This window comes from Pseudomonas sp. UBA2684 (genome assembly GCA_002354655.1).
Taxonomy (GTDB): domain Bacteria; phylum Pseudomonadota; class Gammaproteobacteria; order Pseudomonadales; family Pseudomonadaceae; genus Aquipseudomonas.
Genome location: DELY01000016.1, coordinates 64,471 through 86,286, shown reverse-complemented (window position 1 = coordinate 86,286; position 21,816 = coordinate 64,471). Strand labels below are relative to the sequence as shown.

The 21,816-nt window shown below is 62.9% G+C and carries 20 protein-coding genes; 5 read left to right on the top strand and 15 right to left on the bottom strand.

From position 1 onward, the window contains the following. Positions 1 to 101 precede the first annotated feature (101 nt). Entirely contained in the window at positions 102 to 341 is a 240-nt protein-coding gene (locus B3M58_RS07295) for a DUF1145 domain-containing protein (RefSeq protein WP_296217971.1), read from the top strand. A gap of 221 nt (positions 342 to 562) precedes the next feature. Here the strand turns inward: B3M58_RS07295 and B3M58_RS07290 are convergent, their stop codons facing one another. The 7 genes from B3M58_RS07290 to B3M58_RS07260 form a co-directional block, all read right to left on the bottom strand. Further along, positions 563 to 901, bottom strand: coding sequence for a tryptophan synthase subunit beta (locus B3M58_RS07290; protein ID WP_296217969.1), 339 nt, complete (start codon positions 899 to 901; stop codon positions 563 to 565). A 107-nt stretch (positions 902 to 1,008) separates the two neighbouring features. Further along, positions 1,009 to 1,893 carry a 3-hydroxyisobutyrate dehydrogenase gene (gene mmsB, locus B3M58_RS07285; RefSeq protein WP_296217967.1) on the bottom strand — a complete coding sequence of 295 codons (885 nt, stop codon included), beginning with the start codon at positions 1,891 to 1,893 and terminating at the stop codon, positions 1,009 to 1,011. 120 nt (positions 1,894 to 2,013) lie between these two features. Then, a complete protein-coding gene (locus tag B3M58_RS07280) occupies positions 2,014 to 3,117 on the bottom strand; it encodes an enoyl-CoA hydratase/isomerase family protein (protein ID WP_296217966.1) in 1,104 nt (367 codons plus the stop codon). Between the two features lie 192 nt (positions 3,118 to 3,309). Beyond that, positions 3,310 to 4,128, bottom strand: a complete 819-nt coding sequence (locus tag B3M58_RS07275; protein WP_296217965.1) for an enoyl-CoA hydratase — start codon at positions 4,126 to 4,128, stop codon at positions 3,310 to 3,312. Between the two features lie 153 nt (positions 4,129 to 4,281). Next, entirely contained in the window at positions 4,282 to 5,448 is a 1,167-nt protein-coding gene (locus tag B3M58_RS07270) for an isobutyryl-CoA dehydrogenase (RefSeq protein WP_296217964.1), read from the bottom strand. Positions 5,449 to 5,454: 6 nt separating this feature from the next. Then, positions 5,455 to 6,702, bottom strand: coding sequence for a substrate-binding protein (locus tag B3M58_RS07265; protein ID WP_296217963.1), 1,248 nt, complete (start codon positions 6,700 to 6,702; stop codon positions 5,455 to 5,457). A 102-nt stretch (positions 6,703 to 6,804) separates the two neighbouring features. Continuing rightward, positions 6,805 to 8,298: a CoA-acylating methylmalonate-semialdehyde dehydrogenase gene (locus B3M58_RS07260; protein ID WP_296217962.1), complete on the bottom strand. Its 1,494-nt coding sequence runs from the start codon at positions 8,296 to 8,298 to the stop codon at positions 6,805 to 6,807. Between the two features lie 297 nt (positions 8,299 to 8,595). Between B3M58_RS07260 and B3M58_RS07255 the strand changes: the two genes are divergently transcribed. Further along, positions 8,596 to 9,477 carry an AraC family transcriptional regulator gene (locus B3M58_RS07255; protein WP_296217960.1) on the top strand — a complete coding sequence of 294 codons (882 nt, stop codon included), beginning with the start codon at positions 8,596 to 8,598 and terminating at the stop codon, positions 9,475 to 9,477. A gap of 600 nt (positions 9,478 to 10,077) precedes the next feature. On the opposite strand, the gene B3M58_RS07250 is transcribed toward B3M58_RS07255, so the two are convergent. Next, on the bottom strand, positions 10,078 to 11,100 hold the full coding sequence (locus tag B3M58_RS07250; protein WP_296217959.1) for a hypothetical protein: 1,023 nt from the start codon (positions 11,098 to 11,100) through the stop codon (positions 10,078 to 10,080). Positions 11,101 to 11,400: 300 nt separating this feature from the next. Between B3M58_RS07250 and ung the strand changes: the two genes are divergently transcribed. Further along, the gene (gene ung, locus B3M58_RS07245) at positions 11,401 to 12,093 is read left to right on the top strand and encodes a uracil-DNA glycosylase (protein WP_296217957.1); all 693 of its coding nucleotides are present in this window, start codon (positions 11,401 to 11,403) and stop codon (positions 12,091 to 12,093) included. On the opposite strand, the gene B3M58_RS07240 is transcribed toward ung, so the two are convergent. The 6 genes from B3M58_RS07240 to B3M58_RS07215 form a co-directional block, all read right to left on the bottom strand. Beyond that, positions 12,090 to 12,956, bottom strand: a complete 867-nt coding sequence (locus tag B3M58_RS07240; protein WP_296217956.1) for a DUF6279 family lipoprotein — start codon at positions 12,954 to 12,956, stop codon at positions 12,090 to 12,092. The two genes, ung and B3M58_RS07240, sit on opposite strands and share 4 nt — an antisense overlap. Before the next feature lie 153 nt (positions 12,957 to 13,109). Beyond that, positions 13,110 to 14,144, bottom strand: a complete 1,035-nt coding sequence (locus tag B3M58_RS07235) for an AbrB family transcriptional regulator (RefSeq protein WP_296217955.1) — start codon at positions 14,142 to 14,144, stop codon at positions 13,110 to 13,112. Then, positions 14,137 to 15,645, bottom strand: a complete 1,509-nt coding sequence (locus B3M58_RS07230; protein WP_296217953.1) for a tripartite tricarboxylate transporter permease — start codon at positions 15,643 to 15,645, stop codon at positions 14,137 to 14,139. Before B3M58_RS07230 ends, B3M58_RS07235 begins: the two co-directional genes overlap by 8 nt. Before the next feature lies 1 nt (position 15,646). Further along, positions 15,647 to 16,090 (bottom strand): tripartite tricarboxylate transporter TctB family protein, encoded by a 444-nt coding sequence (locus B3M58_RS07225; protein ID WP_296217952.1) that lies wholly within the window; start codon positions 16,088 to 16,090, stop codon positions 15,647 to 15,649. A gap of 215 nt (positions 16,091 to 16,305) precedes the next feature. Continuing rightward, positions 16,306 to 17,283: a Bug family tripartite tricarboxylate transporter substrate binding protein gene (locus B3M58_RS07220; protein ID WP_296217951.1), complete on the bottom strand. Its 978-nt coding sequence runs from the start codon at positions 17,281 to 17,283 to the stop codon at positions 16,306 to 16,308. Between the two features lie 171 nt (positions 17,284 to 17,454). Continuing rightward, entirely contained in the window at positions 17,455 to 18,720 is a 1,266-nt protein-coding gene (locus B3M58_RS07215) for an OprD family porin (RefSeq protein WP_296217949.1), read from the bottom strand. Between the two features lie 237 nt (positions 18,721 to 18,957). Here B3M58_RS07215 and B3M58_RS07210 point away from each other — a divergent pair, with 237 nt between their 5' ends. Together B3M58_RS07210 and B3M58_RS07205 are read left to right on the top strand one after the other, a co-directional pair. Then, the gene (locus tag B3M58_RS07210) at positions 18,958 to 19,629 is read left to right on the top strand and encodes a response regulator (RefSeq protein WP_296217948.1); all 672 of its coding nucleotides are present in this window, start codon (positions 18,958 to 18,960) and stop codon (positions 19,627 to 19,629) included. Further along, positions 19,622 to 21,013 carry a sensor histidine kinase gene (locus tag B3M58_RS07205; RefSeq protein WP_296217947.1) on the top strand — a complete coding sequence of 464 codons (1,392 nt, stop codon included), beginning with the start codon at positions 19,622 to 19,624 and terminating at the stop codon, positions 21,011 to 21,013. Before B3M58_RS07210 ends, B3M58_RS07205 begins: the two co-directional genes overlap by 8 nt. Here B3M58_RS07205 and B3M58_RS07200 read toward each other — a convergent pair whose 3' ends face one another. Further along, a complete protein-coding gene (locus B3M58_RS07200; protein WP_296217945.1) occupies positions 21,014 to 21,769 on the bottom strand; it encodes a substrate-binding periplasmic protein in 756 nt (251 codons plus the stop codon). Positions 21,770 to 21,816: the final 47 nt, after the last annotated feature.

Here is a 21,816-nt window from a genome sequence, read left to right as displayed (position 1 = left end):
GTCACTCGACCCGACCAAAGTGCGGACGCGCCAAGGCCGGGGGCAGGGCAGACTGGTCAGCGTTTTTTACCTCGCTGGCTTATCTGACTAAGGAGTGACTCATGCACGTTCTGACATTCGCCAAAGGCGCGCTGGCCGCGTTTTGGGTACTGGCGCTGCTCAACCTGCTCTACCCAATGGGCGAGAGCTGGTACCTGGCGGTCAACCTGATTGCCGGCGGCCTGCTGCTGGCGCATATCGGCGAGATGATGCTGTTCAAGACGCGCCTGGTTGGTCAGCCACAGCCCTGGTTGCAGCGGGTGCAGGTGCTGTTGTTTGGGCGTGGTTTGGCACGCAGCTAGGGTCTGTTGCAGGTCGATTTGCCGGGCGATCCGCTTCAATATCTAACGGGTACAGTCAACCAAAAGGCTGTGTACCCGTTAACTGTGTGCGCACACATCGGTAGGTTGGTGTTGAACGCAGCGAAGCCCAACGATCGGCGGCGTTGGGCTTCGTCGCGTTGCGTGCCCCGACCCAGCCTACGGCTTATCGCCCCGGCAACACGTAATCGGGGCATGGCCTTTTAGATAAGTTTCGCTTCATCGTCGTTGATCAACCGCTGCAAGCCACCCAAGGCGTCTCGCGCCTTGCTACGGCCTACCAATTTGCTCTGGGCAGCCTCTGGTAGGTCGGTAATGCGCACTACGCCGTTGCGGATCAGTACGGTGATCAAGTCCTCCAGTACCCGGATCATGTCGAGATCACTCTGCTGCAGTTGCAGCAGGCTGCTTTCGACTGTCTGGTTGGCATACCAGGCTTGCGCTTCCTGGCTATCGGCCAGCAGCTCGCCATCCATGCCTTCGAAAGGTGTTGTCTCTACCTGCTGTAGATTGCCCCAGGCATCGCGCTTCACATACAACATCGACTGCTCCTTGCCTTACTGGCCGTCTCGATAAACAACCCCGCTACCTTATGGTAGTGGGGTTATGGCCATCAGCAGTGGCCGACATCGATGATCGGGCCCGCCAGTTACTCGACAAACAGCTGCTGCACCACCGAGAAGTCCTGCTTGCCCTTGCCCTGCTTGAGCAGCAGGCGATAGAGCTGCAACGCCAGCGCGCCCATCGGCGTACTGCTGCCGCTGGCCTGGGCGGCTTCCTGGGCCAGGCCGAGGTCCTTGGCCATCAGCTCGGCCATAAAGCCGCCGCTGTAGCCTTTCGAGGCCGGGGCGTTTTCCATCACGCCCGGCCAGGGGTTGTACTTCTCCAACGTCCAGTTGCCGCCCGAGCTCTGGCGCATGATCTCGGCCAGCACCGCTGGCTCCAGGCCGTTGGCCACGCCCATGGCCATGGCTTCGGCGGTGGCGATCATCTGCACCGCCAGCACCTGGTTGTTGCACACCTTGGCCACCTGGCCGGCGCCGTCGGGGCCGGCGTGGAAGATGTTCTTGCCCATGGCGGCGAAGATTGTGCGGGCCTTTTCCAATGTGCTGGCTGCGCCACCGATCATAAAGGTCAGGGTGCCCGCTGCCGCGCCCGCCGTACCGCCGGACACCGGTGCGTCGAGCAGTTCGATGCCGCGCTCGCGAGCCGCCTGATGCACCTTGCGCGCGGATTCCGGGGCAATGGTCGAGCACTCCAGCACCAGGCTGCCGGGTTTGAGCGCGGCCAACAGACCGTTATCGCCCAGGTACAGGCCTTCGACGTGCCGGCTGGCCGGCAGCATGCTCACCACCACCTCGGCGTCCTGTACCGCATCGGCGGCGCTGCTGGCCGCCTGGGCGCCGTCCTTGGCCAGTTCGTCGACCGCAGGCTGCATCAGGTCGAAGACCTTGAGGCTGAAGCCGGCCTTGAGCAGGTTGCGCGCCATGGGCAGGCCCATATGGCCGAGACCGATAAAGGCGATTGTTGTCATTGTTATGCTCCTGTCGCGCTGAATAACTCTCGTGTAGCCGTGTAGGGTGGATGACGTTTCATCCATCCACCAGCTGCGGTCTTATTGGTGGATGAAAAAGGCGTCATCCACCCTACGTACTTACAAATCCGCCAGTGGATGTGCGCCGTCCCAGGCTGGGGCGAAGTGCGCGTCTATTACCTGCTGTGGAATGTTCGCCACATCCGGCCAGTGCCAGCGTGGCGCGTGGTCCTTGTCGATCAGCCGCGAGCGCACCCCTTCGGGGAATTCCGGGTGACGGCAGCAGTTCAGGCTGATGGCATATTCCATCTGGAACACTTGCGCCAACGACAGGTGTTTGGCACGGGCGATCTGTTGCCAGACCAGGTGCGCGGTCAGCGGGCAACCGCCAGCCAGGGTCTTGGCCGCGCGGGCTAGCAGCAGGTCATGGTCGGTTTGCAGCGCCGTCAGGGCGCGCCAGGCGCTAGGCAGATCGGCGTGGTCGAGCAGCGCGTCGATGCGCTCGCGGCGCGGCAGCCATTGGGCCTCCGGCAATTCGGCAAAGGCTTCGTGTTCCAGGGCCTTGAGCAGGCTGTGCACTTGCAGTTGGGCTTGCTCTTGCCAGTTCACCTGCACCAGGCCTTCAAGCAACGCTTCTTGCTGGCTGTCGAGCAGGAAGCGGTCGGCCAGGTCCAGGTCCAGGGCATCGCGGGCGTTGATGCTGCTGGCGGTCATGCCGAGGAACAGGCCGAGCTTGCCCGGCAGGCGGGCGAGAAACCAGCTGCCGCCAACATCCGGGTACAGGCCGATATTCACTTCCGGCATGCCCAGGCGGCTGCCTGGGGTGACGATGCGGATACCCGCGCCCTGCATCAGGCCCATGCCGCCGCCCAGCACATGGCCGTGGGCCCAGCAAATGAAGGGTTTCGGGTAGCTGTGGATGCGATGGTCGAGACGGTATTCGTCGGCAAAGAAGCGCCGCGCCAAGGGCGGAATTTCGCCGGGGTGTTCGCGACACTGTTGCACCAGCTGCACCACGTCGCCACCGGCGCAGAAAGCCTTGGCGCCGTTACCGCGCAGCAGCACGCAGGCGATGCTGGGATCGTCCGCCCAGGCGGCGAGCTTGCCGTCCAGCGCTTCGATCATCGGCAACGACAGGGCGTTCAGGCTCTTCTCGGCATCCAGGCTGGCGATGCCGATGCGGAAGCCATGCAGGCTGGGGCGTTCTTCGAAATGGACGTTCATCTTCGCTTCCATCATGGTGTGGAGGCACTGGCTGCATCCACTGTGCGTGGTCATGGTGGATGTAAAGAGCGACATCCACCCTACGGTTCTCGTTGCGTTGGCCGTAGGGTGGATGGCGTTTTATCCATCCACCGCATGCGGTTATGGTGGATGTGAAAGGCGACAGCTACGCGCCCCGATCCACCCTACGGATTATTTATTGCGCCACTGCGGGTCGCGTTTCTCGAGGAAGGCGTTGACCCCTTCGCGGGTGTCGTCGGCGTCGAACAGGTCGACGAAGCGCTCGCGTTCTGCCGGTAGCCAGGCGTTCGGGTTGCGCTCGCGGGCGCCCTGGAGCAGCGGCTTGATGGTGCGCACCGCCACCGGGCTCTGCCGCGCGACTTTCGCCGCCAGCAGCAGGGCATGACCACGCGCTTCGCCGCTGTCGACCACTTGCTCGACCAAGCCGATGCGCAGCGCGGTGTCGGCATCGACCCGTTCGCCGCAGAGGATCATGCGTTTGGCCCAGCCTTCGCCGATCAACCAGGGCAGGGCCTGGGTGCCGCCGGCGCAGGGCAACAGGCCCACGGTGGCTTCCGGCAGGGCCATGTGGGCCTGGCGTTCGGCGATGCGGATGTCGCAGGCCAGCGCACACTCCAGGCCGCCGCCCATGGCGTAGCCGTTGATCGCGGCAATCGATACGCCACGAAAATCGCGCAGTGCCTCGAAGGCTTCGCCGAAGCGCTGCGCCATCTCGCGGGCGCGGGCCTTGTCGCCATCGGCAAACAGCTTGAGATCGGCACCGGCGCTGAAGAACTTGCCGCCCTGGCCGGTCACCACCAGGGCGTAGATGTCGTCGTCGCGGTTGAGGTGCTCGATCAGCTGCTTGAGGCCGATCAGCGACTCGCGGTCCCAGGTGTTGGCCGGCGGGTGGTTGATGGTGATCAGCGCGGTGTGGCCGTGCTTTTCCACGGTGAGCTTGTGGGTCAGGTCAAACACGCCGGGGTTGTAGGGTTCGATGGCGTTGCTCATGTGTATCCTCATTTCTGGACGTGTGCAGGAGCCAGCTTGCTGCGGCCCTACAGGTTCAATGATTCGCGACTACAACAACCGCGTAGGGTGGACATGCGCCGCTTGTCCACCTTGCTCTCGGCGGACAAGGCATGCGCCATGCCCGCCCTACCTTCATAACAACCGATCGAGCATGCCGCCCTGGTCGAGCAGGCGGCGAGCGATGATTACCCGCATGATCTCGTTGGTGCCTTCGAGAATCTGATGCACGCGGCTGTCGCGCACCCAGCGCTCCAGTGGGTAGTCGTTGAGGTAACCGTAGCCGCCATGCAGTTGCAGCGCCTCGTTGCACAGGTTGAAACAGTGGTCGGTGGCGAAGCGCTTGGCCATGGCGCAATACAGGCTGGCTTCGCTGTGACCGTGATCCAGCTTGTGCGCGGCCAGGCGCACCATCTGCCGGCTCGCCGTCAGGTCGGTGAGCATGTCGGCGAGCTTGAATTGCAGGGATTGGAAGTCGCTCAGCGGCTTGCCGAACTGCTTGCGCTCCTCGACGTAGCGCAGCGATTGTTCCAGCGCCGCTTGTGCCGCGCCCAGCGAGCAGCTGGCGATATTGATCCGTCCGCCATCCAGCCCCTTCATCGCGTAGACGAAGCCCTGGCCTTCCGGGCCGATACGGTTGCCCGCCGGAATGCGCACGCCCTCGAAGGTGATGGTGCGAGTCGGCTGGGCGCGCCAGCCCATCTTCAATTCGTTGCGCCCGTACTTCACCCCGGGGGCGTCGGCCGGCACCAGGAAGCAGGAGACGCCCTTGGCGCCGCTGTCTTCGCCGGTGCGCGCCATGACGATCAGTACATCGGTGGAGCCCGCGCCGGAGATAAAGCACTTGCTGCCGTCCAGCACGTAGTCGTCGCCGCTGCGCTTGGCGCGGGTGCGCAGGTGGGCGGCGTCGGAGCCGGCGTCCGGCTCGGTGAGGCAGTAGGAGGCCAGCAGTTCGCCGCTGACCAGGCGCGGCAGCCAGGCATCCTTCAGCGCCTGATCGGCGAAGGAGGCGAGCATCCACGAGGCCATATTGTGGATGGTCAGAAACGCCGTGGTGGCGATGCAGCCGGCCGACAACTGTTCGAAAATCAGCGAGGCGGATAGCCGCGAGAGGCCCAGGCCGCCGTCGTCTTCCTGGATATACAGCGCCAGGTAACCCTGCTCGGCGGCGCGCTTGATCACGTCCACCGGGAAGTGGTGGTCGCGGTCCCAATCCGCCGCATGCGGGGCCAGTTCGCGGCTGGCAAACTGGCGGGCGCTGTCTACCAGCAGGCGTTGTTCATCGCTGAGTTCGAAGTCCATAAGTCCTCATTGCAGGGTCAGGGGTTGCCCGGCGGCGCGTCGTTCGGCCTGCCATTCGGCGAGGCTGGGAGCCGCTTGGGTGGCGTCGAGGCGATCGACGATTTCAAAGTAGTCTTGCTTGAGCGGGTCTTTCAGCACCTCGGCGCGTGCTTTGACTTTGACGGCATACACCGTCTGCAGGTTCTGGTGGTCGAAGGCGCGCCAGGTTTGTGGGTCTTTGAGCAGCTGATACTGGTGACCTTCCAGGGCCTTGATCAGCGCTTCGCTGTCCAGGCTGTCCGCGCGTTTGGCGGCATCGGCCCATTGATAGACGATGCTGTAGGCCGACGCGGCGGAGCTGGACGGGTACATCGCGTAGCGTTGGCTGAAGGTTTTGACGAAGGCTTCGCCGCGCACGGATTTCTCCAGCGCCGGTACGCGCCAGGTCCAGGGCTCGGTGCCGATCACCCCCTCCATCAAGCCGGGGCCGCCTTGCTCGACCATGCTCTGGGTCAGGTTGGGCGCAACGATCTGCATGCGCTTGGTCAGGCCCAGGTCCTTGGCGATGCGCATGGCACGCACCAGGTCTTCGCCGAACAGCACCAGGGCCAGCACTTCGGCGTTGCTGGACGCGGCCTGGGTCAGGGCATCCTGATAATCGGCCAGGCGCGCGCCGGGGAAGGTCACCTTGAGTCCCGGATGCTGGCCGGCGTCTTCGCTGCCGGTGGTCTGGCGCAACGAGCTTTCCGTGGTGTGGCCCCAGGTGTAGTCGGAGGTGACATAGAAGTAGCGCTTGTTCGGCAGGTTCTTGCTCAGGTATTGGCCGAGTACCCGCGCGCTCATCCAGGCGTTGTTGCACTCGCGGAACATATAGCGGTGGCCGTCCTTGCCGGTGGTGTCGTTGGAGTAGGTGAGGGTGCCGAAATACAGCAGCCCATGTTCGGCTGCGCGCTTGCCGGAAGCGATGGCCACCGCGCTGCTTGATCCGCCAAACAGCATGGCCGCGCCTTCGTTGGCCAGCTTGTCGACGTTCTTCACCGCCTTGGCCGGACGCGAAGCGGTGTCCTTGCTGGACAGGCGCAGCGCCCGCCCGAGTACGCCGCCCTGGGCGTTGAGCTCGTCGATGGCCAGCAAGGCTCCGCGCATCTGTGCCAATCCTTCTTCCTTATACGGGCCGGTGCGCGGGTAGTTGAGGCCGAGGGTAATCGGCTCAGCCGCCTGTGCACAGGCAGTAAGCCCAGCCCAGAGGGCGAGGGCGGCAGTCAATCGTTGCATGGCAGTTCTCCTTGTTCTTGTTGTTGGAACTCGGAGAACTTTTTACGCCGCTAGCGTTTTTCGTGTGGTCGTCTTTTGGTCTAAGACCGGCTGACACCGTTCTCATTTCAACTGAATAGTCATATTCGCTCCGGCTACAGAGTCCTCGTCGAACCAGCGGCTGGTGACCGTCTTGGTTTCGGTGAAGAAGCGCACGCCCTGTTTGCCGTAGGCGTGCAGGTCGCCGTAGAACGAACCCTTCCAGCCGGTGAAGGAGAAAAACGGCAGCGGCACCGGCACCGGTACGTTGATACCGACCTGGCCGACTTCCACCGCGTGCTGATAATGCCGCGCCGCGCCGCCGGAGCGGGTGAAGATCGAGGTGCCGTTGCCGTAGGGGCTGGCGTTGACCAGTTCGATGGCCTGCTCCAGGGTGTCGACTTCCATGCACACCAGCACCGGGCCGAAGATTTCCTCGCGGTACAGGCTCATCTTGCTGGTCACACCGCGAAACAGGGTGGCGCCCAGCCAGTTGCCGTTCGGGTAGCCCGCGACCGCGCAGTGCGAGCCGTCCAGCAGGCATTCGGCGCCTTCCGCCTTGCCCTCGGCGATCAGGCGTAGCACGCGCTGCTTGGCCTGCTGGCTGATCAGCGGGCCGAAGGCGGCGTGGCCATCGGTCCAGTAGCCGGGTTGCAGGTCGGCCATCTGCGCCCGCAGCTCCTCGATCCACTGCTTCGATTCGCCGACGAACACCGCCACGCTGATCGCCATGCAGCGCTGCCCGGCTGCGCCGCAGCTGGCGCCGACCAGGTTGCTCAGCACCTGCTGCTTGTTGGCGTCGGGCATGATCACCATATGGTTCTTCGCCCCGGCGAAGGCCTGCACGCGTTTCAGGTGGGCGGTGCCGGTGCGGTAGATGTGCTGGCCCACCGGCACCGAGCCGACGAAGGAGATGGCGCGGATATCCGGGTGGGTGAGCAGGCTGTCGACCACCTCGCGGGCACCGTGCAGCACCTGCAACACGCCCTTGGGCGCGCCGGCTTCGATAAACAGCTCGGCCAGGCGATTGGGGGTCAGCGGGTCCTGTTCGGATGGCTTGAGAATAAAGGTGTTGCCGGCGGCGATGGCCAGGGGAAACATCCACAACGGGATCATCGCCGGGAAGTTGAACGGGGTGACGCCGACGCACACGCCCAGCGGCTGAATCCAGCTGGCGGTATCGATGTCGCGGGCCACGTTCTCCATGGTCTCGCCCATCATCAGGCTGGCGATATTGCAGGCCTGCTCGACCACCTCGATACCGCGCCAGACATCGCCCTTGGCGTCGGCCAGGGTCTTGCCGGTTTCCCCGGCGAGGATTTCCGCCAGCTCGTCATGGTGTTCTTTGAGCAGGTGCTGGTAACGCAGCATCACCCGCGCCCGCTCCGATACCGGTACCTCGCGCCAGGTGAGAAAAGCGCTCTTGGCGCTGGCAATCGCCGCCTCGATTTCCTCGGCGGTGGCTTTGGGCGCCAGGGCCAGAACCTCCTGGGTCGCCGGGTCGGTGACTTCGATAAATTCGCGGGTGCGGCTTTCGCGCCATTCACCGTCGATCAACTGTGGGATTGCCTTGGCCATTGTGTTCTCCACGTGGACCGCGGGGTGGGGTCCGTTGTTGTTTCGCAGTGTTATAGCTGCCCGCGAGCGCTTTGTGGATTGACGATCTTGGGTGGTGGATGGACTATCTTGGGATTGAATGGCTATGGCGGATAGCATCTGTTGGCCTATTCTCCCGGACTGCATCCGGGCGATGAGGCGCGCTTTTGTAGGGTGGACAGAGCGAAGCTTTGTCGCAGATGGCGGACAAGCCTTCGGCATGTTCGCCCTACAAAATTGCCGGCCTTGTAGATAAACACAGGCTCTAGCGGAGTGTTTATGAACGCTTATGTCGATACCTCCAACTGGCCGCTGCCGGCCAACGGCGTGCGCTTTATCACGCCGCCCCGCTTGCGGCGGATGCTGGCCCGCCATCCGTTGACGCAGGGCTGCTACCCGCTGGCCTTGGGGTTTTACCCGGAGGCCAGCGGGCATCGCATGAGCCGGCCGCTACCGGATGATCATCTGCTGATCTATTGCCGTGCCGGGCAAGGCTGGTTGGAAACCGGGGATGGACGATTGAATATCGGCGGTGGCGATCTACTGCTGTTACCCAAAGGCCAGGCGCATACCTACGGCGCCGATCCCGGCAAGCCCTGGACCCTGTACTGGGTGCACTTCGATGGCGAGTTGGTGGCGGACTTTCTCAAGCCTTTGGGCAAGGGACCGCTGTGGCGCATCGGCGTACAGCCGCGCTTGCTGGCGGAGTTCGATGCTTTGCTCGGGCTGCGCAAGCAGGGCTTGAACCTGGCACATTTCATCCACGCCGCGCACCAATTGCAGGCCCTGCTGACCTCCCTGGCGGTGCTGCCGGCGCGCACCACCCTGAAGTCCGGGCGGGTGCTGGACGTGGATGCGGTGCAGGCGGTGATGCGTGCGCACTTGCACGATTCGCTGAACCTCGACGAGTTGGCCGCGCAGTTCAAGCTATCGCGTTTTCACTTCGCCAAGACCTACCGCGCGCTCACCGGGCATGCACCGATCCAGGACTTTATCCAACTGAAAATGGCCCACGCCTGCCGCCTGCTCGACGAGGGCGAACAAAGCATCCGCCAGGTGGCCGAGCAGTTGGGTTATGAAGACGTGTACTACTTCTCGCGGCTGTTCCGCAAAGTGGTGGGCATGGCGCCGAGTCATTACCGGGCGTTGCATCAGGGGTAAGTTCAAAACTGGTCGGTCAGAGGGCGCAGATTTATTTTTTCTGCTCCAAACGTCCGCTGTGACCCAAGCAGTCAGTATTAACGGCTGGCGAACTTCGATATTTCCCGAGGATGCAGATCTGATCTTCTAGGGGGCTCACGTTTTACCGTACCAAAAGACGAGGGTATGACCTGATGCAAATCCAATTTAACGACGGTCTGCTCGACGACGTTTCTAGCTGATTGAAATTAAAAACCCGGCCCGCAGGCCGGGTCTTTGAGCTTACATGCCAGGCCCACTGAATTTGGGCCGCCGGGCTTCCTCTGCCTCCTCCAGTGCTGCTTGGAGCCCGAATGCTTCAGCCTCGGTTGAGCAGTACTGATACACCTCGCCGTTTATTGAGACAGCCCACAATTCAGCCACTAACGGATGACGAAGGCCTTCAGGTATTTCATGCCCTACTAACCTTTTTACAGTGATTGTCATGTACTGCTCCTGCCGAGTGATTGAGCAGGAAAAATATCACACCTCAAAGAAAAAGCCCGACGTAGTGGGCGGGCTTTCGACTGGGGTCCAACTTCACACGATGAGTATATCCTGCGGGATATTGGCACATATGCGTTAAGCACCTGATTGCTCATTCTCAAGCAAGGCTTCGAACGCCACGTCCATCACTAACATCCCATCGAGGCTCTTAACCCCTATCCTCTTATGGTTCGGGAAAAGCTCTGATGCCAACTCAGCGTTATCCCCGTAGTCGAGAACGATTACTCTACGATTCTTTACTAATGTACCAATTTCAGCCTTATACGCATCTATGCCAGTCGCATCTTCAGCGATCACCAAAAATAAAGAGTGATAGGGCACATACATTCTCGGTCGATCCAAGATGCTGATTGAAAAGTTGACACTTCGGAATGAGTGTTCCCAGGCTGCATCAGTGAGACTGTTAACAGCTCCAATAGAATCACCACAAAAAACAATCTCCAAGCGCTCCTGGCGCCACTCTTTTGCTGAAATTGATTGCGGCGTTAGATTAGATTCGTCGAAACAAGCTCTGACAATCATTGAGCCGAACTCAGTGAGCAGGCTTTCGGAGACCACTCCATGCGACTCCAAGGAGTTGTAGTTGATCGCAGCTACACCACCTAAAACCCGCAGAATGTCTTGTTGACGAACACTTCCCGCCCCCTGGGGTGGTTTCAACGAAAAGGTATTTGCTATATAAGCTCGCCTGATAAGGTTCAACTGATCAAGAGATAGTTGGCTTATGCTTAGAATGAAGAACCGTTTATAGTTTTCAGGAATTTCTTTTCTTCCAATTGCACGGGCTGCAGCGCCATACACCTTGGATTTTTCGCTCTCAATATCAGTAAGGCACGCAGCCAATAGCGCTTGATAGTCATTAACTGTCAGCCCTTCCGTAACAGCAGGGTCGACGTCACCTTCAAAAAGTGAACTTATGAACTCTTGATAACGCTTTTCGTTGCGACGCTCAATCTGCTCAGCAACTTCCTTAGACAGCAGGTGCAGCATCTCGTAGCCTGCAGATAAAAAGCCACCACCAGGAACTATACCCAGAGCAGCTTTTGCCGCGATGTGCCCGACAGTTACAACCGGATTTTCCTTGGCATCATCACTCATAGCCCTTCTCCTTTAGCGTGCGGGTCTAGCCGCCAGCATAACCTAGCACCACCGCCAACGGCCGCAGCGCCTACGCACCTGGCCTGTCACGTCTGCTTTTGGTGGGCTGTTGCCGTTACCACCGATTGCAATGGGTCGCTAGCCGCAAATCGGAACCCCCGCGTCTCATGCCATCCTTTGCGGCAAATACAATAGCCCCACGTAACGCCTGGCGCTGGCCGTGTATGTAACCGCTCGCCTTGACTTGCCCCGGCACCTTCCTTAGCGTGCCGCTTCCGTTGAGATATGCAGGATTCAGGCATGAGCGCCGCAGATAACGTCAAACTCGAAGCCGGCTGGAAGGCTGCTCTGCATGCAGAGTTCGAGAAGCCCTATATGCGTGAGCTGGGGGATTTCTTGCGCAGCGAGAAGGCCGCAGGTAAGCAGATTTATCCGCCCGGTTCGCTGATTTTCAATGCGCTCAATTCCACCCCGTTGGCTCAGGTCAAGGTGGTGGTGATCGGCCAGGACCCTTACCACGGCCCGGGTCAGGCCCATGGTCTGTGTTTCTCGGTGCAGCCTGGGGTGAAAACCCCGCCGTCACTGGTGAATATCTATAAAGAGCTCAAACGCGACCTGAATATCGACATTCCCGGCCACGGCAACCTGCAGCATTGGGCGGAGCAGGGCGTGCTGCTGCTTAACACCTCATTGACGGTGGAGCATGGCATCGCCGGCTCCCATGCCAAGATCGGCTGGCAGACCTTTACCGACAAGGTGATCGAGGTGGTCAGTCAGCATCAGCCGCGTCTGGTGTTCCTGCTGTGGGGCAGCCATGCGCAGAGCAAGGAGCGCCTGATTGACCCAACCAAGCACCTGATTCTGCGCTCGCCGCACCCGTCACCGCTGTCGGCGCACCGCGGTTTTATTGGTAATGGCCACTTCAGCCGCACCAACAAGTTCTTGGCGCAGCACGCCTTGCCGCCAATCGACTGGGCCTTGCCGGCGCTTTAGACCGCTTCGGCCGCGCAACGCTGTTCGCTGAGGTCGCGGCGCAGGTCGCGCAGGCGATGGCTCAGGCGTTCGCGCTGGCTGCTGTCGGCGCTGCTCAGCAGGTCGCTGAACAACTCGGCCAGGGCTTGTCGGGCGTGTGGATAGGCCGCGCGGTATTCGGCGCTGTAGAAGGCTTCGCGTTGTTGCAGCAAGCGCGTCAGGCTGGCGGGGAAGTCCGCGCTGCCGCGCGCGTCCAGCGCCGCCCGAAACGCCACTTGCCAACGTAGGCGATTGTCCAGCCACAGGCGGTTTTGCTCGCCCAGGTCAGTCGACCACTGGGCGATGCGCGCCTGTTGCGCCGGGCTCAATCGCCCGAGCCAGGGGCGCAGGCGTTCGGCCATGCGCTCGGCGCGTTCGCTGATCTGAGTGGCCAGCGGCGGTTCGAGAAAGTCTTGGCGGTCTTCCAGGTTGTCTTCGTCGAGGGCGGTATACAGCTCGGCGACCTGCTGCGGCTCAAGGTTTTGCAGCAGTTCGCTGGCGGTGGGCGTGATTTCGATGGCGATGCGCTTGAGCGCAACGTCGAACTCGGCGAATTGGGCGGCCAGTTGGTGGCTGCTGGGTTGCGGCTGGGCGAGCAGATCCTGGGTGCGTTGCAGCCAGTCGAGGGTGAGCGGCAGTTCGCGGCTGCAATGCCAGGTCAGGTGGCTTTGGATGCGTGGCTTGAGCCAGGCTTGTTGCTCGCTGTTCAGGTTCAGGTAATCGTTGAGGCGCCAGGGCACCAGCCAATCGAGGTTGCGATAGGCCAGACCAATGCGGCTGCAAGCGCTGAGCAGCAGGCTGGCGACAAGCACCAGCAGCAGGCCTTTCAGGTAGGGGCGGGTCATCGGTGGTGCCTCGGCAGGTGAATGGCAGAGAGTACGCCAGCGCCTGGGCGTTGCGGCGGGATTGAAATATCCGCTAAAAAAGAGCCCGCGCAAGGCGGGCTAAAAGTGGCCGTAACAGGCGTGGCGGCTGACGCCCAGCCTCGGCTTAAGCCGCTACGTGCGTTGCCAGAGGCGGAACAGCGGTTCGGCGAGAAACATCACCAGAAACAGCCGCAGCACTTGCAGGGCGGTGACCAGCGCGACCGAGAGCTGCAAGGCTTCGGCGGTCAGGCACAGTTCGGTGATGCCGCCGGGCATCATGCCCAGCATCAGCGAGGTCTGGTCCTCTGCGGCCAGCCAACCGAGGCCCTTGGCCAGCAGCGCGGCGCAGCCCATGGCGAGCAGGGTGAACAGCAGCACGCGGGCGAGAAAGCCCGGCGCGCTGCGGAAAAACGCCCGGTCGAAGTGGCAGCCCAGGGCGCAGCCAATCAGCCACTGGCCGGCTTGGCCGAGGCCATCCGGCAAACCCAGGTGCAGGTCGAAGGTCACGCTGGCCACGGCGCACACCGTGAGCGGTCCGAGCATCCACGGGTTGGGTTGTTTGAGTTTGCCCCAGAGCACCGCCAACAGCGCACCAGCCGGCAGCAGAAGCGCCAGCCAGGGCCAGCTCACCGGTGCCGGTGAAGGCGGCTCGATGGGCGGTAGGCTCCAGGTAAACAGCGCAGGAATCGCCAGCACCACCAGTAACAGTCGCAGGCTGTGCGCCGCGGCCACGCGCGCGGCCTGGGCGTTATGCCGTTGCGCCAGATTGACCATCTCGCTGGCGCCGCCTGGCATGCTGGAAAAGAACGCGGTGGCACGGTCGGTTCCGCCGCGCAGCAGCACGGCAATGCCGATCAGGCTCAACAGCAGGGTGGCGAAAGCACCGGCGAGGATGACCCCGAAGTGACTGCTCAGCTCACCCATCACCTCGCTGGTGAAGTGCAGGCCAATCGCACTGGATACGATCCATTGCCCGGTTTGCCGCCCCCCCGGCACTTCGCTGACCAGCCAGCCGCTGCAACGCGCGGCGATCACCGCCAGCAGCGAGCCGATGATCCACGGCAACGGCCAGCCGATCAGGCTGGCCAGGTAACCGCCGACCAAGCCGATCAACGGCGTGGCCCACCAGCGTCGCCAGTGGGCCAGACGCGACAACGGCTTAGGCATCGGCCAGTTGTACCTTGCCGCGTGCACGCCACCAGCGGATGCCGGGCAGTGCCAGCATGAGCACCACCAGCGCCCACAGGCACAGGCTGATCGGGCTGGCCCAGAGGATGCCGATGTCGCCAGCGGAAATCGACAGCGCGCGGCGCAGGTTGTCTTCCATCAACTCGCCGAGGACGAAGCCGAGAATCAGTGCCGACAGCGGGAAATCCAGCTTGCGCAGGATGTAGCCGAACACACCGAGGCCGATCATCAGCACCAGGTCGAAGGTGGTGCTGTGCACCGCATACACGCCGACCATGCTGACGATGGTGATTGCCGGCACCAGCACCCAGTTGGGTACGCTGAGCATGCGGGCGAACAAGCCGACCAGCGGGATGTTCATCACCAGCAGGATGACGTTGCCGATAAACAGCGAGGCGATCAGGCCCCAGACCACGTCCGGTTGCTGTTCGAACAACAGCGGGCCGGGGGTGATGTTGTACAGGGTGAGGGCGCCGATCATCACCGCGGTGGTGCCGGAGCCCGGTACGCCGAGGGTCAGCATGGGGATCAGCGAGCCGCAGGCCGAGGCATTGTTGGCTGCTTCCGGAGCGGCCAGGCCGCGCAGGTCGCCTTCACCGAACTTGCCTTTGGCGCCGGCCATGCGCTTTTCGCTCATGTAGGTCATGGCGCTGGCGATGGTCGCCCCCGCACCTGGCAGGGTGCCGATGACGAAACCGACGACCGAGCTGCGGATAGTGGTCCAGAAGGTGAAGCAGAACTCCTGGAAGTTGAACAACACGCGGCCGCTGGCTTTCACCGCTTTTTGCCCGCTGTGGGTTTTTTCCAGCATCAGCAGCACTTCACTGACGCTGAAGAAGCCAATCACCACGATGACAAACTGGATGCCGTCGGACAGGCTGACGCTGTCGAAGGTGAAGCGGTACACGCCGGTGGTGGAATCCACGCCAACGGTGGCCAGGGCCAGGCCGATCAGGGCGGCCATCAGGGTTTTCACCGGTTTGTCGCCGACCATGCCGCCGAGGCAGGCGATGGCGAACACCATCAGCACGAAGTATTCCGCCGGGCCAAAGGCCACCGCCCATTTCGCCAGCAATGGCGCGAACAGCACCACGCCGCAGGTGGCGATCATGCTGCCGATAAACGAGCTGACAGCCGACAGCGACAGGGCGATCCCGGCTTTACCCTGGCGCGCCAGCGGGTAGCCGTCGAGGGTGGTCATGATGGCTGCGGCATCGCCTGGCACGTTGAGCAGAATCGCCGAGATGCGGCCGCCGTATTCGCACCCGAGGTACACCGCCGCCAGCAGGATCAGTGCGGTTTCTGGCGGTAGGCCCAGGGCAAAGGCCAGCGGCAGGAGAATGGCCACGCCGTTGATCGGGCCCAGGCCCGGCAGCAGGCCGACGATGGTGCCGACGAAGGCGCCGAAGGTGGCGACCAGCAGGTTGATCGGGCGGGTGGCGACGTCAAAGCCTTGCGCCAAAAAATTCAGAGTTTCCATTTCAGCTCTCCACGAACGCTTCGAACAGGCCCAGCGGCAGCGGCACGTCCAGCAGGTAATCGAACAAGCCATAGAGCAACACGCCCATCAGCACACCGCTGATGGCGCAGGGCACGAGCCGGCCGGTGAACAACACGCCGAGGGCGAAGGCCGCCAGGGCGGTACTGATGACAAACCCCAGCGGTTCGAACAGCAGGGCGTAGGTCAGCAGCGCCAACACGCAGAGTGTCGAGCGCAAGGCGCTGGGCATGTGCAGCTGCTGCCCCCCAATGCCGGGCTTGTACAGCAGCCACAAGGAGCCGGCGGCCATCAGGCCGAGCAGCAGCAGCGGGTAGGCGCGCGGGCCAACCGGGTCATAGGCGAAGGGCGCCTGGAAGCCCCAGGCAAGGATGGCGAGCCAGGCGCAGAAAAGCAGCCAGATCGCGGAGAACAGGCGGACGTACATGATGAATTCCTCGAAGGGAAAGAATTGGCTATGTCCCACTACGCGTTGTAGGCGCGGCTTTGTAGGCTGGGTTAGCGGCGCAGAGCAGGCGCGCCGCGTAACCCACCAAGCGCTGGCCGGTCTGCCCCATCTGGTGGGTTACGGCGCAACTGACTCGGTGTCGGCAATTAGCCTGTGGTCATGCGCCTAACCCACCCTACAAAAGCGGCATGGCGTTACTGCATCAGGCCGAATTCGCCAGCCAGCGTTTTGTACTCTTCGACCTGTTTGAACACGTAGGCTTGCAGTTCGTCGCCGGTCATCGCCAGCGGCAGCAGGTCGCGCTGTTCGCGCAGTTTGGCGAAGTCCTCGCTGGCGAGCAGGGTGTCGAACTGCTGCTTCCACCAGTTGAACTGCTCGTCGCTGACTTCCGGACCCATGTAGAAGCCACGGATCACCGGCCAGACGATGTCGTAGCCCTGTTCCTTGGCGGTGGGCAGGTCAGCCAGCTTGCCTGGCAGGCGTTCTTCGGAGAGCACCGCGAGGATGCGCACCTTCTTCGCCGCCAGCTGCGGGGTGACTTCGCCGAGGCCGCTGGAGGTGACCTGAACATGCCCGCCGAGCATCGCGGTGAGGGTTTCGCCGCCGCCTTCGAAGGCCACGTAGCGCAGGTTTTTCGGGTCGATCCCGGCAAGGCGGGCGATCAGCGCGGTCTGCATCCAGTCCTGGCCGCCAATGGTCGCGCCAGCGCCGAAGACGATGCTGGACGGGTCTTTTTTCAGCGCTTGCACCAGGTCATCGAGGTTCTGATACGGCGAGTCGGCGCGCACGGTGATGGCGCCGTAATCGGTGCCGACGCCGGCCAGCCAGCGCACGGCGGTTTCGTCGTAGCGGCCGAACTTGCCTTGCGCCAGGTTGAGCAACGAGCCGCTGGAGAACGCGGTGATGGTGCCGGGGTCCTTGGCGCGTTGGGCGACCACGGCGTTGTACGCCACCGCCCCGACGCCGCCGGGCATGTAGGTGACGCGCATCGGCGCTTTCAGCAGGCCTTCATCTTTCAAGCCGATTTGCGCCAGCTTGCAGGTCAAGTCGAAACCGCCGCCGGGTTTGGCCGGGGCAATGCATTCCGGGCGTTTCGGTTCGGCGGCCAGCAGTTGGCCGGCAAAGGCCAGGCAGACAGTGGCCAGGGCGACGCGAGTAAAGACAGTGTGCATGGGCTGTTCCTCTTGGTGCTAGAGGGTGTTTACAAACGTAGCGAGCGAAGGTCAGGCAAGGCGAAATTGGCCGAAAAAGCGGAGTGTACGAATAGTACATGAGCATTTTGAGGCTGATTTCAACGCGGCATGGCCGAGCGCAGCAGTTTGTTGACACCCGATTATTGTGGGTTACCAGATCGGCAGTGTGTAGCCGACGATGACGCGGTTCTCGTCCGCATCGCGGGCGAAGTCGGAACGGAAGCTGGCATTGCGCAGGCGCACGTAGACATCTTTTAAGGCGCCGCTTTGCACCACGTATTTGAGTTCGATATCACGTTCCCACTCGCCGCCGGTGTCGCTGCTGCCAGCGATTTGCGCGTCGCTACCTGTGATGTAGCGGGTCATGAAACTCAGGCCAGGGACGCCGACCTGGCTGAAGTCGAAGTCGTAGCGCGCTTGCCAGGAACGCTCGTCGGCGTTGGCGAAGTCGTTGATCTGCACGAAGTTGACCAGGAACGGGTCGCTGCCATCAATGTAGGCGAAGCCGGTGTCGCCGCTCATGTCCTGGTAGCCCAGGCCGACTTTGTGACCACTGAGGGCGTAACTGAACATGCCGTTCAGCGCGCGGTTATCGATCTTGCCGGCATTCGCCGCGCCGCTGTCGCTGCTCAGTGACAGGCGCAGGTCGGCGGACAAGGTGCCGGCGCCCAGGGGCTGGCTGGCGAGCAGGCCGAAGAAGTGCTGGCGGTAGATGTCGTCCAGTTCGGCGAAGTAGTAGCGGCCCTTCAACTGCTTGTTGAAGCTGTAATCGAGACCCAGTAGGTCCAGATGATCGGCGCTGACGCCGGCCGTGAAGCGGCGGTTCTTGCTGTTCAGCACCAGGTCTTCGGAGTTGCTCGACGCGCGGTCGATCACCTTGTCCAGGCGTCCGCCGGTAAAGGTCAGGCCGTCGAGTTCGCTGGAGGTCAGCAGGCCGCCTTCGAATACTTGCGGCAGCAGGCGGCTGTCGCTGGCCTTGACCACGGGGAGTTCGGGAATGTGCGAGCCGTAACGTAACTCGGTGGCGGAGACCTTGACCTTGGCGGTCAGGCCCAGGCGGCCGAACTGGTCCGGCGTGCCGCCATCGTCCTGCACCGGCAGCAGGTCGGTGCCGGTGCGGCCGCCGCCGGAATCCAGCTTGATCCCGAGCATGCCCAGGGCATCGAGGCCAAAACCAACGGTGCCGTCGGTGTAGCCCGATTGCAGATCGAGGAGGAAGCCTTGGCCCCACTCTTCACGCTTGTTCTGCCCGGCGTTTTCGCGGAAGTCGCGGTTCAGGTAGATATTGCTGGTCGACAGGCTCGCCGAACTGTCGTCGATGAACGCGGCGTGGGCGGTGGGTGCGAGTAGCGCCGTGCTAACGGCTAGGCTAAGCAGGTGAACAGGCGACAGCGCCCGATACGATGCAGTCAGCATCCTGTGGTCTCCATTGTTGTTTTTGTCACGGCGGCGCACCACTGCGCGAACCGTTCTGGCGGGTGGATCGAGCCACCCTGACGCGATGCTAGGCGGTCAAGCTTTCGCCAAGCTTTCAGCGGCGAAAGTTTTTGCGTGGGCATTTGGGCAATTCACAGAGCGTCGTGCGCCTGTAAACTCAGCGCCGGCGAGGCCGCCGACAGCGGCTGTTCGACTCGGTTTTTGGTGGAGGTGGCGGTGCGAATTCTGCTGGTTGAAGATCATCCGCAACTGGCGGCAAGTGTGGCCCAGGCCCTGAAAAGCGCCGGTTGGACCGTAGATGTGCTGCACGATGGCGTCGCCGCCGACCTGGCCCTGAGCAGCGAGGAATACGCCCTGGCGATTCTCGATATCGGCCTGCCACGGATGAACGGTTTCGAGGTGCTGGCGCGGCTGCGCGAGCGCGGCAAGACCTTGCCGGTGCTGATGCTGACCGCGCGCGGCGAGGTCAAGGATCGCGTGCACGGGCTCAATCTGGGCGCCGACGATTACCTGGCCAAACCGTTCGAACTGAGCGAGTTGGAGGCGCGGGTCAAGGCGTTGCTGCGCCGTAGCGTACTCGGTGGCGAACAGCAGCAGCGCTGCGGCGAGCTGGTCTACGACCTGGGCACCCGGCGCTTCAGTGTGCGCGACGAGAGCCTCAGCCTGACCTCGCGCGAGCAGGCGGTGCTGGAGGCGATGATTGCCCGTCCGGGGCGGGTGATGAGCAAGGAACAGCTGGCGGCCCAGGTGTTCGGGCTGGACGAGGAAGCCAGCAGCGACGCCATCGAAATCTACATTCACCGGTTGCGCAAGAAGCTCGAAGGCTGCGCGGTGCGTATCGTCACCTTCCGTGGCCTGGGTTATTTGTTGGAGGCCGTCGGTGACTGATCCGGGCAGTTTGCGCGGGCGTTTACTGCGCCGCTTGGCGCTGTTGCTCACGCTGATTCTGCTGGTCAGCAGCTTGAGTGCGTACTGGAGTGCCCGGCGCGCCGCCGATACCGCGTATGACCGCACTTTGCTGGCCTCCGCGCGGGCGATCGCCGACGGCCTGTACACCGCCGAAGGCAAGCTCAACGCCAACGTGCCCTATGTGGCGCTCGATACCTTCGCTTACGACAGTGCCGGGCGCATCTATTACCAGGTGCTGGATTTGAGCGGCGCGCTGGTCTCCGGTTATGAAGATTTACCCGCCGCGCCGCGTGGCACTCGGCGTACCAACGATTACCCGGCGCTGGCACATTTCTACGATGCCGAATACCGCAACCAGGGCGTGCGCGTGGTCAGCCTGTTGCAGCCGGTCAGCGAGCCGCAGCTCAATGGCATCGCTGAAATCCGCGTGGCGGAAACCCAGGGCGCACGCGAGCGGATGGCCCGCGAGCTGCTGTTCGGCACCCTGTGGCGCATGGGCTTGCTGTCGTTCAGCGCGCTGCTGCTGGTGTGGCTGGCGGTAAGCGCGGCGTTGCGGCCGCTGGAAAGCTTACGGCGCACCGTCGCCGAGCGCGCCAGCGACGATCTGCGGCCGTTGCCGGATGCAGAACTGCCGCGCGAGTTGCGCCCGTTGGTGAATGCCCTGAATCAGTTCAACGACCGCTTGCGCGGGCTGTTCGAGCGGCAGTCGCAATTCATCGCCGATGCCGCCCATGAACTGCGCACGCCGTTGGCGGCACTCAAGGCGCGGGTCGAGTTGGGTTTGCGCGCGCAGGAGCCGGTCGCCTGGCGCAGCACCCTGGAAGACGCGGCGCAGAACACCGATCGGCTGACCCATCTGGCCAACCAGTTGCTCTCGCTGGCGCGCATTGAAAGCGGTGCGCGGGCCATCGCCGAAGGCGGTGCGCAGCGTCTCGATCTCAGCCAGCTGGCGCGCGAACTGGGCCTGGCGCTGGCGCCCTTGGCCCATGCGCGGGGCGTCGCCCTGGCGCTGGAAGCCGAGCAGCCGGTGTGGCTGCAGGGTGAGCCGACATTGCTCAATGAACTGTTATGCAACCTGGTCGATAACGCGCTGGCGCATACCCCGGTGGGCGGCAATGTGATCCTGCGGGTGCTGGCGCCGGGCGTGCTGGAAGTACAGGACGACGGCCCAGGGATTCCCGCCGAGGAGCGCGAGAGGGTTTTCGAGCGGTTCTACCGGCGCAGTGCGCACGGCTCGGGCGCCGGCTTGGGGCTGGCCATCGTCGGCGAGATTTGCCGGGCGCATCAGGCCTCGATCAGCCTGCACCAGGCGTTGCCGCAGGGGTTGCTGGTGCGCGTGGCGTTTCCTGGCGAGGGTGCCTGATCAGGGGGCGAGGCTGAGGGGCTGTTGCACGTCGAGCAGGTACTGCGCGACCTTGCCGCTGGCGCGCAGTTGCCGCAGGCCCCGGTTGAACCGGTCGATCAGCTCGGCATTGCCGGCTACTTCGCGCGATAGCAGCAGGTGCAGGCTGTCGCTGCGCAGCGGTTTGGGGTGAAAGCTCAGCTGGGCGCGTTCGGCCGCGCTGAAGTGCTGATGCAACATGTCGAAGCCGACCACTTTATCCATCGGAAACACGTCGATACGCCCCGCCAGCAGTTGGCGAAAGCCCAGCTCGTCGCTAGTGATGCGGCGTACCTGCAGTGCTCCCGCGGCCTCGGCCTGCTGAAAGGCCGCGCCATAGTCGTAGCCCCGCGTACCGGCGATGCGCAGGTCGTGGAGGTCGTCCACGCTGTGCCAGTCGAAATCCTCGCCTTTGCGGTGGAACAGGTAATAGCCGCTCTCGATGACCGGGTCGCTGATGAAAAACTGCTGTTCGCGTTCGGTGCTGTGCAGCCACACGGCGCTGCCCGCGCGCTGGCCCTTTTCTGCCAGTTGCAGCGAACGTGCCCAGGGGTGGAATTCCCAGCTCACCGCAATGCCTTCGAGGGCAAAGGCCTCGGCGACGATGCGTGACGCGACGCCCTGGTGCGGCAGTTGCGCGCCGAGGTAGGGCGGCCACTCGCCATTGGTCAGGCGCAGTTCGTCGGCTACGGCGAGGTTGGTAAACAGTAAGCTGAACAGCAGAAGGAGGGCGCGCATGCGGTATTTCCCTAAACCGAGCTGAACCTCAGTCTAGTGGCCTGTGT

What these genes read in the sequence shown, in the direction of transcription:
- B3M58_RS07295 (WP_296217971.1), top strand. Translation starts at nt 102, where the DNA reads ATGCACGTTCTGACATTCGCCAAAGGCGCGCTGGCCGCGTTTTGGGTA.
- B3M58_RS07290 (WP_296217969.1), bottom strand. Translation starts at nt 901, where the DNA reads ATGTTGTATGTGAAGCGCGATGCCTGGGGCAATCTACAGCAGGTAGAG.
- mmsB (WP_296217967.1), bottom strand. Translation starts at nt 1,893, where the DNA reads ATGACAACAATCGCCTTTATCGGTCTCGGCCATATGGGCCTGCCCATG.
- B3M58_RS07280 (WP_296217966.1), bottom strand. Translation starts at nt 3,117, where the DNA reads ATGAACGTCCATTTCGAAGAACGCCCCAGCCTGCATGGCTTCCGCATC.
- B3M58_RS07275 (WP_296217965.1), bottom strand. Translation starts at nt 4,128, where the DNA reads ATGAGCAACGCCATCGAACCCTACAACCCCGGCGTGTTTGACCTGACC.
- B3M58_RS07270 (WP_296217964.1), bottom strand. Translation starts at nt 5,448, where the DNA reads ATGGACTTCGAACTCAGCGATGAACAACGCCTGCTGGTAGACAGCGCC.
- B3M58_RS07265 (WP_296217963.1), bottom strand. Translation starts at nt 6,702, where the DNA reads ATGCAACGATTGACTGCCGCCCTCGCCCTCTGGGCTGGGCTTACTGCC.
- B3M58_RS07260 (WP_296217962.1), bottom strand. Translation starts at nt 8,298, where the DNA reads ATGGCCAAGGCAATCCCACAGTTGATCGACGGTGAATGGCGCGAAAGC.
- B3M58_RS07255 (WP_296217960.1), top strand. Translation starts at nt 8,596, where the DNA reads ATGAACGCTTATGTCGATACCTCCAACTGGCCGCTGCCGGCCAACGGC.
- B3M58_RS07250 (WP_296217959.1), bottom strand. Translation starts at nt 11,100, where the DNA reads ATGAGTGATGATGCCAAGGAAAATCCGGTTGTAACTGTCGGGCACATC.
- ung (WP_296217957.1), top strand. Translation starts at nt 11,401, where the DNA reads ATGAGCGCCGCAGATAACGTCAAACTCGAAGCCGGCTGGAAGGCTGCT.
- B3M58_RS07240 (WP_296217956.1), bottom strand. Translation starts at nt 12,956, where the DNA reads ATGACCCGCCCCTACCTGAAAGGCCTGCTGCTGGTGCTTGTCGCCAGC.
- B3M58_RS07235 (WP_296217955.1), bottom strand. Translation starts at nt 14,144, where the DNA reads ATGCCTAAGCCGTTGTCGCGTCTGGCCCACTGGCGACGCTGGTGGGCC.
- B3M58_RS07230 (WP_296217953.1), bottom strand. Translation starts at nt 15,645, where the DNA reads ATGGAAACTCTGAATTTTTTGGCGCAAGGCTTTGACGTCGCCACCCGC.
- B3M58_RS07225 (WP_296217952.1), bottom strand. Translation starts at nt 16,090, where the DNA reads ATGTACGTCCGCCTGTTCTCCGCGATCTGGCTGCTTTTCTGCGCCTGG.
- B3M58_RS07220 (WP_296217951.1), bottom strand. Translation starts at nt 17,283, where the DNA reads ATGCACACTGTCTTTACTCGCGTCGCCCTGGCCACTGTCTGCCTGGCC.
- B3M58_RS07215 (WP_296217949.1), bottom strand. Translation starts at nt 18,720, where the DNA reads ATGCTGACTGCATCGTATCGGGCGCTGTCGCCTGTTCACCTGCTTAGC.
- B3M58_RS07200 (WP_296217945.1), bottom strand. Translation starts at nt 21,769, where the DNA reads ATGCGCGCCCTCCTTCTGCTGTTCAGCTTACTGTTTACCAACCTCGCC.